Below are 16,235 nucleotides of genomic sequence, written 5' to 3' on the forward strand. Positions count from 1 at the left end.
CGTGGATTAGAGCTGGGACAGTTTCTGAAGCATCTGGTCGGAGGTCGTGATCGCCTTGCTGTTGATCTCGTACGCGCGCTGCGTCTGGATCATGGCGACCATCTCTTCGACCACGTTGACGTTCGACGCTTCGACATACCCTTGCATCAGGTTGCCTGCGCCATTGGTGCCTGGCACGTTGAGGTTCGGCGCGCCGGAGGCGGTGGTCTCGACGTACAGGTTCTCGCCGCGCGACTCGAGGCCGGCGGGGTTGATGAAGGTGGCCAGCTGCAGGGCGCCGATCTGGGTCATCGCGGCTTCGCCGGCGATCTTGACCGACACGGTGCCGTCGCGGCCGACGCTGATCGATTCGGCGTTGACCGGCACGGTGATGGCGGGCTGGACCACGAAGCCGCTCGAGGTGACGAGCTGGCCGTTCTGGTCTTTCTGGAAGGAGCCGTCGCGGGTGTAGGCCTGGGTGCCGTCCGGCATCATGACCGGGAAGTAGCCGGGACCGTTGACCATGACGTCCTTGTCATTGCCGGTCAGCTGGGGGTTGCCCTGGGTGTGGATGCGCTCGGTGGCGACGGTGCGCACACCGGTGCCGATCTGCAGGCCCGATGGCAGGTTGGTCTGCTGCGACGACTGGGCGCCTGGCTGGCGCACGTTCTGGTACAGCAAGTCCTCGAACACGGCGCGCGACTTCTTGAAGCCGTTGGTGCTGACGTTGGCGAGGTTGTTCGAAATGACGTCCAGGTTGGTCTGCTGGGCTTCCAGACCGGTCTTGGCGATGTACAGCGAACGAATCATGGCATTCTCCTATTGGTGGCAGGCGAACACCGCCACGCACAATAGAATTATGCCGGGGCAACTATCAATTCAAAGCGAGGATCTGGGTCGCTTTTGCGGCGTTATTCTCGGCGTTCTTCAACAGGCTCATTTGCGTGTCGAACGACCTTGCCAGGGAGATCATGTCGACCATGCAATCGACCGGATTGACGTTGCTGCCCTCGAGCGCGCCGCCCGCCACCCGCACATTGGGGTCGAGCTGGGCGTTGCCGCCGTCCTTCAGGCGGAACAATCCGTCGTCGCCGCGCACCAGGTCGCCTTCAGGAGGATTGACCAGCTTCAGGCGGCCCAGCACGGCCGGCGCGGCCGGCGAATCGACGTTGGAGATGGTCGAGACGGTGCCGTCGCCGCCGACCGTCACGGTGGCGTCGGGCGGAATCGTGATCGGACCGCCCTCGCCGGCAATGGTCTGGCCGGATGCGGTGGTCAGCACGCCGTTCGGGCTCATCTGCAGCGAACCGTTGCGGGTGTACGCCTCGGTGCCGTCCGGCATCTGCACCGCCAGCCAGCCCTGCCCCTTCACCGCCACGTCCAGGTCGCGGCCCGTGACTTGCAGCGCGCCCGACGAGAAATCGTTGCCGGCGGTCGAGTCGACCACGAAGGCGCGCGTCGGCAGGCCGGGACCTTGCACCGGCGCGGCGCGGAACACGTCCATCTGGGCACGAAAACCCGTGGTGCTGACGTTGGCCAGATTGTTCGAGGTCGTGGCCTGCTGCTCGAGGATGTGCTTGGCGCCGGAGGCGGCGGTGTAGATCAGGCGGTCCATGTCGTGGTCCTTAAGTAGTGCGGAAATGCGGCGGTGCGTTCAAGCACCGCCGGCATGATCATTAGCGCAGGTTCACCAGCGTCTGCAGCACCGAGTCCTGCGTCTTGATGGTCTGCGCATTCGCCTGGTAGACGCGCTGCGCGGTGATCATGTTGACCAGCTCGGCGGTCAGGTCGACGCTCGAGGCTTCGACCGAGCCTGCCTGCAGCACGCCCATGCCGCCGGTGCCGGCGGTGCCGATCAGCGGGGTGCCCGACTGTGCGGACTCGGCCCAGGCGTTGTTACCCAGCGGCTCCAGCCCGTTCGGGTTGGTGAAGTTGGCCAGGATCACCTGGCCCAGCGGCTTGGTCTGGCCATTGCTGTACTGGCCCAGGATGATGCCGTCGGCGCCGGTGGTGAAGCGCTGCAGCGCGCCCGGCTTGTAGCCGTCCTGGTCCAGGCGCTTCTCGCTGGTGGCGTTGCCGTACTGGGTGCTCTTGGCGAAGTCGAAGGTCACCGGGATCTGCAGCTCGGCGCCGGTGGAAGGCACGACCGGCAGCGAGGCCGAGAATTTGCCGTTGAAGCCGGGGCCGGTGCCGCTGGTCGCCATGTTCAGCGCGCCATTGGTGTCGAAATGCAGGGTGCCGAGGGGTTTCGGCGCCACGTTCAGCACTTTCAGGATCGCGGCGTTGACCTGCTCCGGCGTGGCGCCGGGAATGGCGGCGGCGGCGTTGGCGGCGGCGGCGATCTTGGCCTGGTCGTCCGCGCTCATCGTCGGGTCGGCGGCGACGGCAGCGGTACGCACGGCATTCGCAGCCGAGGTGGCGTAGGCGGTGATCGCGCCGGTCTTGCCCGCCGCATCGGCATTGTCCCAGGTGGTGCGCGCGCCCAGCACGGTGGCGTCGGTCAGGGTGACGCCGGCGGCTTTCGCCGACTCCATCTCGCTGCCATCCATGCTGGTGTAGACATCCCACTGGCCGGCTTCGGTCTTCACGTAGTACAAGGACAGGGTGTGCGGATTGCCCAGCGTGTCGTAGGTGCTCAGCGGGCTCTGCTTGTTATAGGTGGTCGGATCGTTCGGGTTGAACGGCTTGTTGGCGGGCGGCTGGGTGCGCGAATCGAGCTGGATCTCGGCGAAGATGTTCGAGGTGACCTTCGGCGGCTGGTCCGAGGTGTCGATCTGGATCGGCACCGGGGCGCCGGCGGCCAGCTGGCCGTTCGCACCGAGGCCATAGCCGGTCAGCTTGGCGCCCTGGGCGTTGACGATGTAGCCGTTCTTGTCGAGCGAGAACTGGCCATTGCGCGAGTACTGGACCACGCCGGCCTGCTCGATGCGAAAGAAACCGGCGCCGTTGATGGCGATGTCGAGCGGATTGCCCGAGGTTTCGATATTGCCCTGGTTGAACTGCTGGGCGATGGCCGCGACCTTCACGCCGATGCCGGCCTGGGTGCCGCCGGCGCCGTTGAGCGCATTGGCGTAGACGTCGGCGAACTGGGTGGTCGAGCCCTTGAAGCCGACGGTGCTGGCGTTGGCGATATTGTTGCCGATGACGTCAAGCGATTTGGCGGCGCCGTTCAAGCCGCTCAAGCCTTGTTGGAAAGACATGGTAATGCTCCTGAATGAGATAAAAGGTAAGCGGCTTGCTTACATGACTTGCTTGATGTCGGCGAGGGTTACTGCACCCTTGCCCGGCAGGTTGAGCTTGACGCCATCCTTGCCGCCGGTGGTGACGCTGGCGACGCTGTCGAAGGCCAGGGCCTTGGCGTCCTTGAGCGTCTCGCCGCCGCGGCTGGCCACCACGCGGAAGGAATACTCGCCGTCCGCCAGCACGACCGGCTTGCCGTCGGCGTCGAGCTTGTTCGGGTCGGGCACGCCGTCCCAGGCGATCGGGATGATGCCCGCTTCCTGGGCGCCCAGCTCCAGCGAGGCGACGTCCTTGCCGCTGGAATCGCTGATGACGATCTGCACCTTGTCGGCCGGGGTTTCCAGTTCCACGCCCAGGATCGCCTGGCTCTTGTGCAGCAGGATGCCGTCGCCCTCGACCAGCACGCCGGAGCCGATCAGCTGGGTCGCCTGCAGCGACTCGGTCGACTGGTAGCTGGCCTTGAGCGATTCCAGGGTCGTGTTCAGCTTGTTCACGCCGGTCACGGTCTGCAGCTGGGCCAGTTGGCTGGTCATCTGCGCGTTGTCCATCGGGTTCAATGGATCCTGGTTCTGCAGCTGGGTGACGAGCAGGGTCATGAACTTGTCGGTGTCGGCCTGGACGCTGTCGGTCTCGGCCTTCGGCTTGGCGTTCATCGCCGACTGCAGGTCGGAGATATTGTTGGCGGCACTCTGGGTGCTGATCGGGCTGGTCATGGTGAGTAGAAGTTTATTGTCCGATGGTCAGGGTCTTGAGCAGCATGGTCTTGGCTGCGTTCATGGTTTCGACGTTGGTCTGGTAGGAGCGCGAGGCCGACAGCATGTTCACCATCTCGTCGACCACGTTCACGTTGGGCATCGATACATAGCCCTTGTCGTCGGCCATCGGATGCTTGGGATCGTAGACCTGCTTGAGCGGCGACGGGTCTTCGACCACTTCGCGCACCCGCACGCCGGTGGCGCCCGAGGCGGTCGGCACCGACTCGAACACGACCGCCTTGGCGCGGTAGGCTTCGCCGGTGGGCGACGTGGCGCTGTCGGCGTTGGCCAGATTGCTGGCGGTGGTGTTCAGGCGCTGGGCCTGGGCGCTCATCGCCGAGCCAGACACGTTGAAGATATTAAATAGCGACATGGTCAACCGGCTCCTTATTGGCTCTGCAGCGCCGTCATCAGGCCCTTGAGCTGGCTGTTGATCATCATGATCCCGGCCTCGTAGCGCAGCGCGTTGTCGGCGAACTGGTTGCGCTCAACGTCCATGTCGACGGTATTGCCGTCGACGCTGCCCTGCACCACGCCTCGGTACAGCACCGGCGTGCCATTGGCCAGGGTGTCGCCGGTGGCGGCGCCGCGCGGCATGTGGTTGCTGTTGGTGGTGTTCATCGCGCCGGCGTTCTTGCCGCCCGCCATCGCATTCTGCAGGGCGCTGGCGAAGTCGATGTCGCGCGCCTTGTAGTTGGGCGTGTCGGCGTTGGCGATGTTCGACGCCAGCAGTTCCTGGCGCTGCGAGCGCAGGGACAGTGCGGTTTCATTGAAACGCAGGTAGTTGTCGAGATTGCCGATCATGCTGCCTCCGGGTCTTGGGCTGTTTGGGACAGAAGCGATCATACGGACCAGGCGGCAACACCAATCGACGGATAAGGAGGTGGAAATCCCCCGCTATTCAATGTTTCGCTACGGAATCATTCGACCTAAGATTGCAGCATTCCCGATGTCCCTTCAACTGGAATCACTATGAAACAGCAATTTGTCGCTTTTTCGCTGCTGGCTCTGCTGGTTGGCGGCGCCCAGGCGCAACAGGCGCCCGCCGCGGCCCGCCAGAAGCCGGAAGCGGTGCGCGCGGTCGCCGAGCAATTTCTGAAGACCCAGAGCGCCGGCCTGCCGGGCCAGGTGACGGTGAAGGTCGGCGGCGTCGATCCGCGCCTCTCCCTGCCGGCCTGCCCGGCGCCGGAAGCTTTCCTGCAACCGGGCGCCCGCCCCTGGGGCAAGACCACGGTGGGCGTGCGCTGCAGCGCCCCGGCCTGGTCGCTCTACCTGCAGGCGCAGGTGAGCGTGGTGGCCGACTACGTCGCCGCCGCCGTGCCGCTGGCCCAGGGCCAGCCGCTCGACGGGAGCCAGCTGGTGCTGGTGAAGGCCGACATCGCCGCCATGCCGAACGGCATCATCACCGACATGGCGCAGGCGATCGGCCGCACCCCGACCATCTCGCTGCCGGCCGGCACCGCGCTGCGCACGGATACCTTGCGTGCGCAGCAGGTGATCAAGCAGGGCCAGGCGGTACGACTGGTTTCGCGCGGTTCGAACTTCTCGGTCACGAGCGAAGCGAAGGCGATCAACAACGCCAGCGACGGCCAGGTGGTGCAGGTGCGTACCCAGTCCGGCACCGTCGTCAGCGGCCTGGCGCGCAACGGCGGGATGGTGGAAATAGTTCTCTAAAGTAATTGTAGATTTTGACGCATCAATTTCGTGATTGATCGCTAAAGTTTGTAAAGGCGCAGCCGTTACATCAAGCAGATCCCGGAGCTTGTAGCTTCGAACCGAGAAGGATGATGCTGTGAAAATCAACGATACGCTCAAGGGCAACCCCGGCCTCCAGCCGGCGACCACGCAGACGAATACCGCGCGTGGCGCCGACAAGGCCGCAACGACGGCGCCGACGACCCAGGCGCAGACCGACAGCGTGCGGCTGTCCTCGCAGGGCCAGGCCATGGCCAATGCGGTGGGCGGCGGCGCGCAGGTGTTCGACGCGAAGAAGGTCGAACGCATCAAGATGGCCATCGCCGATGGCCAGTTCCAAGTCAACTCCGAGAAAGTGGCGGACGGCTTGCTAGAAACCGTACGCGACTTGCTCCATTCAAGACAACGCTAAACCATGACTCCGAGCCCGATCCAGACTATTGCCGCAGAACACCAGCACCTCGATGCCCTCGTGGCATTGATGAAACAGGAACAGCAATCCCTGGTCGCGCTCGACGCCGACGAGCTGTCCAGCCTGACCACGCAGAAGAACGCGCTGCTGGCGAGCCTGTCGGGCCTGTCGCAACAGCGCCACGCGGCGCTGCGGGCAGCCGGATGCGAAGGATCGGAAGCGGGCATGGAGCCCTGGCTGGCCGCCAGCGACGATGGCGCAGGGCGGGAACAATGGCAACGCATGCTGCACGTGGCCCGCGAAGCAAAAGAACTCAACCGCGTCAACGGCATGCTGATCAGCAAGCAGCTGGCGCACAACCAGGGCGTTCTCAACGCCCTGCGCACCCCGACCAATGCGCCGACCGGCGCGATCTATGGCGCCAGCGGGCAGACCGTGGGACTGGGCGTGTCGAAGCGGTATGTAGTAGGCTAAAAGGCCACGATAAACATTCCTGTTGGCAAGCATTAGCGGCATAATGCTGGCGCTATCCGTCTCACGGATCCGTAGCACGTCGTTCCCGCGTAGGCGGGAACCTAAGCTTGCCAGCGTATTGGTAACGCGAAAAACTTAGGTTCCCGCCTACGCGGGAACGACGATTTGCCGCTAACGATTAGATTTCCTGCTATCTGAACGCTCACAGCGCACAGGTTCGTCCCTCATGCTCGCCACCCAGCAGATCTTCCTGATCGCCGCCCTGCTCTGCTTTCTCGTCTTCCTGGCCCTGCTGGCGGCCGGGTCGGAGAACGTGCGCGGCATGCGCGCGATGCTGGCGTCCACCGTGCTGGGGCTGGTGGGCAACCTGCTGTACGCCTTCGGCCGTGAACTGCCGCCGCTGCTGGCCTATGAGGTGGCCAATATGGCCTATGCCGGCGCCGGCGCCGCGCTGGCGGCGGGCTACCGCCAGCTGGCCGGCCTGCCGGCCCCCATCAGACCGCTGGCCCTGCTGGTCGGCGCCGTCGGACTGCTGATCGCGCTTTTCCATTACCGCTTCGATTCCTTTGCCGCGCGTAGCGCCGTGGCCTCTCTGTTCCAGGCCGCCGTCTGCGCCGACATCGCGCGCAGCGTGCTGGTGCGCCGCGGCGCCGCCCCGGCCCAGCCCATGGCCGGACCACCTGCGCAGCAGGCGCCAGCCACCCTGAACAAGGTGCAGCGCTTCGTGCTGCTCATGTGCGCCCTGGTCGTGGCGGGCCACGCCGTGCGCATGGCCTGGCTGCTGCTGGCGGCCGAACCACCCGGCTCGCTGCTGCAGCCGAGCACCGCCAGCCTGGCGATCCTGACCGCCGCCGCGCTGGCGCTGCCCGCACTGACCCTGGGCGGCCTGCTGACCATGCACCGCTACATCCTGCACCAGGCCGAGTACATCGCCAACCATGACCACCTGACCGGCGCCTGGTCGCGCAAGGCGTTCTTCGACATCGCCGAGCGCGAGCTGGTGCGCAGCCGGCGCAACGGCCAGCCGCTGGCCCTGATGCTGATCGACCTCGACCATTTCAAGGCCATCAACGACAGCGGCGGTCACGAAGCCGGCGACGTCGCCCTGCAACTGGTGGCCGAACGCGCCCGCGCCTCGCTGCGCGCGGCCGACTGCATGGCGCGCCTGGGCGGCGACGAGTTCGCGGTGCTGCTGCCCGAAACCACCCTGGCCGAGGCCTGCACGGTCGGCGAAAAGCTGCAGGCCGAGCTGCGCCAGCCGGCGGCCACCCTGCGGCGCCATGCCGGACAGTGCCCGCTGACGCTGAGCATCGGGGTGACGGCGACCCAGGCCGACGAGCCGTTCAAGGCAACCCTGGCGCGCGCCGACGCCGCCCTGTACGCGGCCAAGTCGGCCGGCCGCGACAAGGTGATCGCGCTGGCGCCGCAGCTGCAGCCGATGCGGTCGCGCCAGTCGGGTTAGGCACGCCCATCGGGCCCGCTCAGGCAGCGTGAACGGAAAATCCTACGCGCAGGCGCTCTCCCCTCCTATTGGGAACGACGGCAGGCAGACCCAGATGGTCATTTTGTCAGCTGTGCCAAGGAGAGCATCATGGAAGATAAAAAACCGAAGGACACCCAGCAGGACAATCCAGACCAGGGCCTGCGCCAGGGCCGCACCGATTCCTATGCGGGCTTTGTGACCGACGACATGAGCGGCACGTCGAGCATCGGTTCGGGCAGGCAGCAGTCCGGCATCCAGAGCAACTTCGCCAAGGCCTCGCCTGAAAGCAACGTCGGGCCGGCCGGCGCGGCGCAGAGCAGCCATGGCAATGCATCAGGACCGATCGTGGGTGGCGTGCTGGGCAAGTCGGAAGAAGGACAGAGCAGCCAGTCGGAGATCGGCGGCGCGGCAACCGGCGGCTCGGCAGGCACCCACTTCGACCGTGCGGCGCAGGATTATGTGGGGCGCGCCAGCGATGACAAGATCAGCGAGCGGCTGGCCGACGGGGCGGAGAGTTCGGGGACGCCGGGGGATGGGCCAAGGTAGGTTTGGTGGACTCAATTGCAGCTGGCTGCTATTCCGCTACTCTGCCAGCAGCCTGTACACGTCGTTCCCGCCCTCGCCGGGCGCCTTGGCGGGAACCTAATTTTGCTCGCACTGACGCTACGTTCGTTGATTACGGCGGCGCGAAAGACTTAGGTTCCCGCCTCCACGGGAACGACGTGGTGAGGCGGGTGTGGTCTAATATTTCGACGTTGTGATTGCGCACCAAACAGCAATACATTCGTACAAATGTTTATAATGATGGCTTCCACTATTCATCGGCCATCATGCCGCCCGAACCCTCTTCGCACGACGTGCGCTCCGCCTTCCGGCGGGAATTCGTTTCTCCTCATCTCTGGCGCACCCGGATCGTCGTGGTCAGCATGGCCGCGATCGCCGGCCTGGTCGTGGTCGCCTTCACCTGGCTCGCCGAGTCCGCCTTCGGCCGTTTCCAGCAACTGAATGACCTCGCATGGTGGGCGCCGCTGATCTGGACGCCGCTGTGTTGCGCCGCCATCGTCTGGGTGACGCGCCGTTATGTGCGCGGCGCCGGCGGCTCAGGCATCCCGCAAGTGATGGCGGCGCTCGATCCCGCGCTGTCGGGCGGACGCCGTCCCCTCCTCGTGTCGCTCAAGCTGAGCCTTGCCAAGATCGGCCTGACCTCGGCCGGCCTGCTGGGCGGCTTGTCGCTGGGGCGCGAAGGCCCGTCGGTGCAGATCGCGGCCGGCGTGATGCTGTCGGCCCGGCGCTGGCTGCCACGGCGCAGCGGCATCAGCGCGCACTCCTTATTAGTGGCGGGCGGCGCGGCCGGCATCGCCGCCGCCTTCAATACCCCTCTGGCGGGCATCATGTTCGCGATCGAAGAGCTGTCGCGCACACCCGAGCAACGCAACAGCGGCCTGATCGTGGCCGGCATCGTGCTGGCCGGCCTGATCGCCGTCTCCGTCCACGGCAACGGCCCCCACTTCGGCGTGATCCATCCCGGCCCGATCGGCCTGTCGCTGCTGTGGCCGGGACTGCTGGCCGCCGTGGTCTGCGGCGCGGCCGGTGGCCTGTTCGCGCGGCTGCTGCTGGCCAGCCTGCGCGGAACCTCGCCCGACCTGCCCAGCCGCTGGCGCGCCCGTTACCCGGTGCGCTTCGCGCTCGGCTGCGGCCTGGCGGTGGCCGTCATCGGCATCGTCAGCGGCGGCGCCACCTATGGCAGCGGCAACGAGGCTACCCGTGGCCTGCTCGAGAACGAGGCCAGCGTGCCGGTTGCGTTCGCCCTGTTCAAGTTCGTCGCCACGTGGCTGACGGCGTGGTCGGGGGTGCCGGCAGGAATCTTCGCACCATCGCTGTCGATTGGCGCTGCCCTGGGTCATGACATCGCCCTGCTGACCGGGTATCCGCATGCGCCGGCGCTGATTGCGCTGGGGATGGTCGGCTTCCTCGCTGCGGCGACCCAGGCTCCGTTGACGGCCTTCATCATTGTCATGGAAATGGTCGATGGACACGGGATGGTGCTGAGCCTGATGGCTTGTGCGGTTGTGGCGAGTACGGTGTCGCGGGTGCTCAGTCCGCCGTTATATGGGGCGTTGGCGGCGATTCAGTTGCCGCCGCGACCGGCGCGCGAGGCGAGTGATCGAAGTGGAAATACACAATAGTTCTTTGTCAATCGCGCCTTCCGCACAGCAGCAATTTCGCTCGAAAATGTTTCATTAAAGGAATACTATTGGTATAGTGCATTTATCTGTTCATAATGTTGTGGCATTTGTGCGTAAATACATCATGCACAATTGAATACATTTTATGGCCATGAAACAATCGGAGAGTTTTGTTGAAGAATGATCCATGTAGAATCCCGACGATTGCGCACTGCATCATGGAAACTCTGTGAATCGGTGAGGTCAAGATTGCTGGCCTGTATTGATAACGCTCTCAACTTGGCCCGTAGCAATGACGGCGAAACTCGTGCCGAACTCTTCGATTTGTATCGAATTCCCGTCAGCAGTATTGCTTCGGGAGCCGCCCCAGTCACGACGGGCCCACGATATCTAGGGTGCGCAAGCAAAGTCCACAGGCAGTGCTTGTGCACTTGGAGCGTCCGGTCATGCCGGGAATTTTGATCCTACTTAGGAGTAGTAAATGTACGATACCAACGCCACTGCGATCAGCAACCAGCTGAAAAACACCTCGGCGACCTTCTTCACCGATGAGACCATCAGCAGCATCCTGGATCTGATCTCCACGCCAAACAACACGACGATCGTTGCCAACAACGTCCAGGCTACGAACAACACCACCATCAGCGAAGCCAACGGCGTCGATATCGTGTTCGTGGAAACCTCGGCTACCGAACGCACCAATGTCAACGTGACTGCTGACATCCCGGCAATCTTCTTCCAGGGCGCAGGCGGCGTGAATGCAAGCATTGGTGCTGCTCCAGCACCGGACGCAACCGGCAACTCGTCGGCAGCAACCGTCGCAGGTCAAGACATCGAGCGCGTTGTCGTTGGTACCGCAGGCGCCGACACCATCACCATCGTTGACGGCAAGAACACCCAAGTCATCGCTGGCGACAAGGACACCGTCGTCGCGGGTTCGGGCTGGACCCACGTGGTTGCAGCAGAAGGCAAGAGCACGGTCGTCGGCAACGACAAGACCATCGTCGAAGCAACCGGTGCTGAAGCTGACTTCACCGTCGCTACCGCCGACGGCAAAGCCATCATCGTCAACTCGAAGACCGGCGTGTCGGTCGAGCTGACCGACGTGAACTATGTCCAGCTGAACGGCACCGATGCGCTGATCTTCGCGGACAACGCGAAAGAAGCCGCCGTGGCCAACCTGTACCACGCTCTGCTGGGCCGTAACGCAGACGCTGCAGGCCTGGAGTACTGGTTCGACGTCGCGGAAACCCACGAGTCGCTGCACGCGATCGCCGGTGGCTTCCTGGGCTCGGCTGAGTACACCGCCAAGGCACAGGACGACGCCGAGTTCATCGACGCGCTGTACGCAGGTCTGTTCGGCCGTGAAGCTGACGCCGCTGGCGCCGACTACTGGCTGGATCGCCTGGAAGACGGCGCATCGCGCGCCGACGTGGCTACCGCCTTCGCCGAAGCGTCTGTCTCGGGCGTCGAGACCGACATCGTTGGTTCGGTCACCATCATCGATCCAGCGGCGTAATAAGTAGCACTATGCAACACCCAAAAGGGGGCCCTGCCCCCTTTTTCCTCTCTACGTGCACGTCCCGCCTGCGGGACGATGCACTTCTGACGCGAGCTGTGGAATTGTTCACGGCTGGCCAGCACGCCGACGCGCTACTGGCTGCCGAGTACGTATGCCGCCGCTTGCCCATGAACCGCATTCCCGCCATCCTGCGCGCCAAGATCCTGCAAACGGCCTATCCGTTCATGGCCTCCCGCGCCTGGCACGCCGCATGGCTGAGCGAAGCGGAGAATCCCCTGCTGCAGGACGTCATGCTGCAGGCCTGGCTGAAGGACGGCGGCCGCGCCGACGTCGCCAGCCTGGGCCCGGCCTTCTTGCCCGCGCGCTGCCGCGCGGGGCGCCATGACAGCCTGATGCCCATATTGCGCGCGGCTGGCGTGACCCACACCGGCGCCTGCTGGAAGAATGGCGACGCGATCGAAACGATGGTCTTCCTCGGCACCGCCGGCAACAGCGCGCCACGCGCGACCCTGCTGCTGTCCGACGCGACCACCCAATACCAGTTCGATGTGCCAGGAGACGGCGCCCGCGTGCGCTTGATGCCGCCACGACCCGGCGCCGTGTGGTCAATCACCCTGCTGCAACCCGACGGACGCCGGCAGCTGCTGCCCGGCTCGCCGCTGGCGTTCTACGAGACGCCGACCATTCGCGCCGGTGCAGAGCCATCCGCGACGAATCCAGCCGAAGCCCGGCCGGTATCGATCGTGATCCCGGTCTACCGCGAGCTGGCGCTGGTGCGCGCCTGCATCGAGAGCGTCAAGACCAGCCTGCCGCTCAACCAGACTCCGGCCCGGATCGTGGTGGTGGACGACTGCAGTCCGGAACCCGCCCTGTCGGCCTGGCTCGACAAGCAGGCAGCAAGCGGCGCCATCACGCTGCTGCGCAATGCCTGCAATCTCGGCTTCATCGAAACGGTCAACCGCGGCATGCGCGCCCATCCGGATCACGACGTGCTACTGCTCAACGCCGATACCCAGGTGCATGGCGACTGGATCGACCGCCTGGCGCGCGCCCTGTACGCGACGCCGGACGTCGCCTCGGTCACGCCATGGACCAATAACGGCGAGATCAGCAGCTTCCCGGTGATGAGCCAGGCCGCGCCTGCCCCGGACACCCGCGAACTCGCGCTGCTCGACCAGGTGGCGGCCGAGGTACGCGCCGCCCCGGGTGGCGCCGATATCGAACTGCCGTCCTGCTGCGGTTTCACGATGTTGATCCGGCGCACGGTGCTCGACGCCATCGGCATGCTGGACGGCACCGCGCTGATCCGCGGCTACGGCGAAGAAGTCGACTGGTGCATGCGCGCCCGCGCGGCCGGCTGGCGGCATCTGCAGGCCACCGGCGTGTTCGTGGCGCACGAAGGCACGGTGTCGTTCCGCGCCGAGAAGACGCTGCGCGTGGCGCAGAACCGGGGCCATCTCGTTGCTCGCTATCCTTCGTACTACCCCGAATTCGCAGCCTTTCGCCGTGACGATCCGCTGGCAAACGCACGCACCACGCTGCGCGTTGCTCTGGAACGCTCAAAAGCAGCCAACTGGTTGCGCAAGGCCGATGTAGCGCAACCCACCGGAGCCCTGCCGAACACCATCGCCAAAAAGCCGCTGCCCGCCGTGCTCTCGCCAATGCGTGCATCTTGCCAACGCATCGCGGTCTGGAAGCATGACCTGGCGACGCCGGCTGCCGCGCATGTACTCACGCTGGCGCGCCTGCTCGCCAGCCGTCCGCAACTGAACCTGCGCATGCTGGTCATCGGTGACGGCGGCGATGCATTGTGGCGAACGGGCGTGGTGGACCACGTTCCTCATATCCAGGGCGACGCCCTGCCTTTGCTGGACGACCTGCACCTGCTGCAAGCAGCAGGTTGCCGCACGATTCTGACCGATTCCCCTACAGCGCTGCCCGCAAAACTCAAAACGGTGCTGCTCGACGAGCGTTTCGACGCGCACGCCTGGCTGGCAAGCTGGAGCAATATCAATGCGGGTATCAAGGCCGCCTGACCGTTTTTGCAAGCTGAAGATTCATGATGACCGATTCACCCTCCCCTGCTCAGGCCGTTACTTTGGCCGCTCCTACACGTTGGCATGGCGCGGTCGAAGGACTGTATAACGGACAGTTGTTTGGCTGGGCATTCGACAGCGCGCGGCCCGATGCCCGGGTGGTGGTCGAGGTATGCCTCGATGGCTATCCCTGCGCCAGCGTCGTAGCCGATGCCGCACGCGGCGATCTGGCGTCGACCATCCAGACCCTGGCCGAGCAAGCCGACGTTTGTCATGGTTTCGTTGCCGACCTTGGGCATCTTCCCGAAGGCTCCAAGGGGGTACTCACCTGCCGGATCGCAAACAACGACGCAATACTGGCCGGTGCGGTGAGCCGCACGGCGCCGGAACGTCCTCCCGCTGCTGCAGTCAGCACGGTATTCGGCGACGGCGGCTTGCGCCTGCAAGGCTGGGCTCTCGATCCGGCAGACACGAAGCGCTTCCTGCGCGTGCGCGCGTTTGACGGGAAGGACATGGTGACGGAAACCGTCGCCAACATCATTCACCCGTTCCAGCGCGCCTACATCGATGGTGCCCATGGATTCGAACTGGTGCTCCCGCCATCCCTTGCGGATGGACAGTCGCATAGTATTCGCGTGGTGGACGAAGACGGCCGTGAAGTCAACGGCAGCCCGGTCACTGTATGCTGCGCGATCGACGGATTGACCGGCTTGCTCCCCCAAAGCACGGATGAGCTGCTACAAGGAGTCGCCGATTACTACGAACGGCTACTGCCCCGCAGCTTGCCAATGAGTTACTGGCCCGAGTGGTCAGCTCGCTTTGACGCCGCGCCGCCGGCGCCACTTCCCGCATCCGTCGCTAAACTCAAAATCGGCATCCTGATCACTGGAGAGCCGGGCGCGGATCCGACCCAGCGCAGTGTGCAAAGCATTGAAGAACACGGCGTGACCGTGCAGGTCTTCCCCGGCGCGACATTCCCAGCGGTTCTCGACGGCGCCCTGGCTACGGGCTGTGACGTGATCGTGTGCATTCGCCCCGGCGATACGCTTACGCCAAACGCGTTAGCACATGCACTGGAAGGCTTCGCCCTGCCCCAAGCGCAGGTGGTCTACACCGACAGTGAGCAGAATGGCCATCCATGGTTCAAGCCGGCCTGGAACATCGACTATGCGCTGGCGACCGATTATCCGCTCGACCTTTTGCTGGTGCGCGCTGCACTTGCGAAGGAGCTGCGACAAGCCAGCAATCCAGCGGAATTCGGGTGGTCTGCGCTAGCCGCCGCGCATGCGATAGGAGAAGCCACCATCGTTCATGTGCCACGGGTGTTGTACCACAGGAATTCGCCTCTGACCGAACTCGAGCGCGCCAGTCGAGCTGCTGCTGTCGCCAAGGCTGCGGAAGCGATCGATCCATCACTTGTGCTTGAGACGCTCGTGACGGTGCCGCACGGCACACAGGATGCTGCCCGCCGGGTACGAGCAACCTTGCCGCAGAACGCACACGACATAAAAATCAGCTTGGTGATTCCAACTCGCGACAGGGCTGACTTGCTGAAACGTTGTATTGACACAATACTTCAATTCACCACTTGGCCGAGCTTAGAGCTGATTGTTATTGACAACGGCTCTACTGAGCCGGCAACACATGCCTATTTTTCCGAAATCGCAGCTCGGGGCGTAAGAGTGCTGGCAATGCCCGGACCATTCAACTATGCCGATTTAAATAACCGGGCGATCGCACTTGCCAGCGGTGAGATCGTCGGCTTAGTGAATAATGATATCGAAGCATTACACCAAGGCTGGCTGGAGGAAATCGTTGCACATCTACTGCGCCCAGGTGTCGGCGCTGTAGGTGCGAAGCTGCTCTGGCCAAATGGTATGGTGCAGCACGGCGGTGTGCTGTTAGGAGTCGGCAATGTTGCAGGCCATTTTGGAAATCTTTTGGCAGACGGGGATTGGGGCGACCATGGTCGTAACCAACTAGTGCAGCAAGTTAGCGGATGCACTGCGGCATGCCTGTTCCTGCGTCGACAAGATTTTTTGAGCTTGGGAGGAATGGATGCAGACGCTTTCCCTGTGGCTTTCAACGATGTCGATCTTTGCCTGAAAGTGCGTGCTTCGGGAAAAGTTATTATTTGGACCCCTCATGCAAAATTACTGCATGCGGAATCTGCCAGTCGCGGCCACGAAGACACACCTCAAAAAAAGGCTCGCGCTATGCGCGAAGTACAGAATTTGCGTCAACGGTGGGGCCACATATTGACTCTCGATCCGACTTATCACCCATGTGTCAACCTAGACCCCAACAGCCATGCTTTCGGCGGCTTGGCGCTCCCACCCCGCCAGAGAAAACCTCGCCTTAATTTAATAGCTCCATAAAGATTCATCGTCTTTTGTAGCTAGACGAAGGCTGCCAACACGAACTATCCAATCGCTGTTGAACGCTCTAAAAAT

15 protein-coding genes are annotated in these 16,235 nt (G+C 63.9%); 9 read left to right on the forward strand and 6 right to left on the reverse strand.

Annotated features, from left to right (window positions below; translation table 11 throughout):
* Positions 1-6 precede the first annotated feature (6 nt).
* The 6 genes from flgG to flgB form a co-directional block, all read right to left on the reverse strand.
* Positions 7-789, reverse strand: a complete 783-nt coding sequence (flgG, locus tag J3U95_RS13500) for a flagellar basal-body rod protein FlgG (RefSeq protein WP_123067758.1) — start codon at positions 787-789, stop codon at positions 7-9.
* 64 nt (positions 790-853) lie between these two features.
* Positions 854-1,594 carry a flagellar basal-body rod protein FlgF gene (gene flgF, locus J3U95_RS13505; RefSeq protein ID WP_208279097.1) on the reverse strand — a complete coding sequence of 247 codons (741 nt, stop codon included), beginning with the start codon at positions 1,592-1,594 and terminating at the stop codon, positions 854-856.
* Between the two features lie 61 nt (positions 1,595-1,655).
* A complete protein-coding gene (locus J3U95_RS13510) occupies positions 1,656-3,179 on the reverse strand; it encodes a flagellar hook protein FlgE (RefSeq protein WP_208279098.1) in 1,524 nt (507 codons plus the stop codon).
* 39 nt (positions 3,180-3,218) lie between these two features.
* Complete coding sequence (locus J3U95_RS13515) at positions 3,219-3,932, reverse strand: flagellar hook assembly protein FlgD (protein WP_208279099.1); 714 nt, start codon at positions 3,930-3,932, stop codon at positions 3,219-3,221.
* 13 nt (positions 3,933-3,945) lie between these two features.
* A complete protein-coding gene (gene flgC, locus J3U95_RS13520) occupies positions 3,946-4,347 on the reverse strand; it encodes a flagellar basal body rod protein FlgC (RefSeq protein WP_071361650.1) in 402 nt (133 codons plus the stop codon).
* A gap of 14 nt (positions 4,348-4,361) precedes the next feature.
* Positions 4,362-4,778, reverse strand: coding sequence for a flagellar basal body rod protein FlgB (flgB, locus tag J3U95_RS13525; protein ID WP_208279100.1), 417 nt, complete (start codon positions 4,776-4,778; stop codon positions 4,362-4,364).
* Positions 4,779-4,946: 168 nt separating this feature from the next.
* Here flgB and flgA point away from each other — a divergent pair, with 168 nt between their 5' ends.
* From flgA to J3U95_RS13570, 9 genes are all read left to right on the forward strand, one after another.
* Positions 4,947-5,648, forward strand: a complete 702-nt coding sequence (gene flgA / locus J3U95_RS13530; RefSeq protein ID WP_208279101.1) for a flagellar basal body P-ring formation chaperone FlgA — start codon at positions 4,947-4,949, stop codon at positions 5,646-5,648.
* Positions 5,649-5,766: 118 nt separating this feature from the next.
* Entirely contained in the window at positions 5,767-6,081 is a 315-nt protein-coding gene (flgM, locus tag J3U95_RS13535) for a flagellar biosynthesis anti-sigma factor FlgM (RefSeq protein WP_005665849.1), read from the forward strand.
* Positions 6,082-6,084: 3 nt separating this feature from the next.
* Positions 6,085-6,555, forward strand: coding sequence for a flagella synthesis protein FlgN (locus tag J3U95_RS13540; protein ID WP_208279102.1), 471 nt, complete (start codon positions 6,085-6,087; stop codon positions 6,553-6,555).
* Between the two features lie 226 nt (positions 6,556-6,781).
* Positions 6,782-8,017, forward strand: a complete 1,236-nt coding sequence (locus tag J3U95_RS13545; protein WP_208279103.1) for a GGDEF domain-containing protein — start codon at positions 6,782-6,784, stop codon at positions 8,015-8,017.
* 129 nt (positions 8,018-8,146) lie between these two features.
* Positions 8,147-8,584, forward strand: coding sequence for a hypothetical protein (locus tag J3U95_RS13550; RefSeq protein WP_208279104.1), 438 nt, complete (start codon positions 8,147-8,149; stop codon positions 8,582-8,584).
* Positions 8,585-8,868: 284 nt separating this feature from the next.
* A complete protein-coding gene (locus tag J3U95_RS13555; RefSeq protein WP_208279105.1) occupies positions 8,869-10,224 on the forward strand; it encodes a chloride channel protein in 1,356 nt (451 codons plus the stop codon).
* 481 nt (positions 10,225-10,705) lie between these two features.
* Entirely contained in the window at positions 10,706-11,743 is a 1,038-nt protein-coding gene (locus tag J3U95_RS13560) for a DUF4214 domain-containing protein (protein WP_208279106.1), read from the forward strand.
* A 170-nt stretch (positions 11,744-11,913) separates the two neighbouring features.
* Entirely contained in the window at positions 11,914-13,782 is a 1,869-nt protein-coding gene (locus J3U95_RS13565; RefSeq protein WP_208279107.1) for a glycosyltransferase family 2 protein, read from the forward strand.
* 23 nt (positions 13,783-13,805) lie between these two features.
* Positions 13,806-16,160, forward strand: a complete 2,355-nt coding sequence (locus tag J3U95_RS13570; RefSeq protein WP_208279108.1) for a glycosyltransferase family 2 protein — start codon at positions 13,806-13,808, stop codon at positions 16,158-16,160.
* Positions 16,161-16,235: the final 75 nt, after the last annotated feature.

It is taken from the genome of Massilia oculi (assembly GCF_017582745.1).
In the GTDB taxonomy this organism is placed as follows: Bacteria; Pseudomonadota; Gammaproteobacteria; order Burkholderiales; family Burkholderiaceae_D; genus Telluria; species Telluria oculi_A.